This window comes from Roseibacillus persicicus (genome assembly GCF_014651675.1).
In the GTDB taxonomy this organism is placed as follows: domain Bacteria; phylum Verrucomicrobiota; class Verrucomicrobiia; order Verrucomicrobiales; family Akkermansiaceae; genus Roseibacillus; species Roseibacillus persicicus.
Map to the genome: position 1 here is coordinate 1 of NZ_BMXI01000061.1, position 1,044 is coordinate 1,044.

Consider the following 1,044-nt stretch of genomic DNA (forward strand, 5'->3'; position numbering starts at 1 on the left):
CTGATCTCATCAATTTTCGCGGGAGATGTTCGAGCTGCACGCTGCATCAGACAGCGAAGTAAATTGTAGGATAGGCGGACCATCGCGAGGGTCTTGCGCGCCATAGATGGTGTGCGAACTCGCAGCATTTCGAAGCCTAGCAAGGTCTTGATGTCTCGCAGCCGAACTTCAATTTCCCAACGCTTGGCATAGAGGCTGTGCAGCTCCATTCCGTCGTATTTTGAAGAGTCAATGAGGGTGGTGACGATGGTCATTCTCTTTTTCTTTCCAGCGCGGTCTTCGTAGTTCATTCGAATGATACGAACTGTCAATTCTTCGGGTAGGTTCTCCCATTGTTCGCCGGTGATTCCCGTTCTGGAAAATGCCGGACGACTCAAGGTGAGCACGCGTTCGTGACGGCCTACTCGTTTTCCTTTCCGCCAATCGAGCGCTTCATCTCGTCGACTGTTCAAGCGCATCACGCAATGAGCACCCTGCTTGCGAATCTCTGAGATGAGACGGAAGGAGCTGTAGGCTCGGTCGGCGAGAAGCAAGTCGCCCTCGTGTAGGTGCTCAAGCGATTGCCGAGCAAGGCTTGCATCCTGCTCCTTGAGAGGTCCCGTCACGAAATGCTCTATCCCTCCATGGCTAAGATTGAGCAAAGCCGAAACCGACATGACCGGAAAGCCGCAGCCTTCTTTTTGGACGCTGGGCTGCGGGTATTGTTCCTGATTTTCGGGCGTATCCATTAATTTGACGGAGCTGCCGTCAATGGCCTTGAGTTCAAAACCTTGCCAGCGGTTTTCCTCGTCGATGGCGACGTCCATAGCCGCGAGAGTTCGTTGCGAAAGAGCTTCAATAAAGTCGTCCTTAAGTCTCATTCGAGCCCGGCAATATGCCCCGCTATCGCCAGCAGGAACTGGAAGTCCTTCAGAGGCAGCCCAAGACTGGAGGTGAGCAAGTCCCCGAGAACAAGATTCGTTGCGTTCAAAGATCTGACAAGTCCACGCCCACAGAGTCGGGATGTGGCCGAATTGCCGTTGTCGTTTAGTCGGGTCAATTTTG

1 protein-coding gene is annotated in these 1,044 nt (G+C 53.3%); it reads right to left on the reverse strand.

Annotation, left to right across the window (positions count from 1 at the left end; all coding sequences use genetic code 11):
* Positions 1-1,040, reverse strand: a 1,040-nt coding sequence (locus IE099_RS20595) for an IS4 family transposase (protein ID WP_308428539.1), incomplete at its 3' end; no start/stop codon positions are given.
* Positions 1,041-1,044 lie beyond the last annotated feature (4 nt).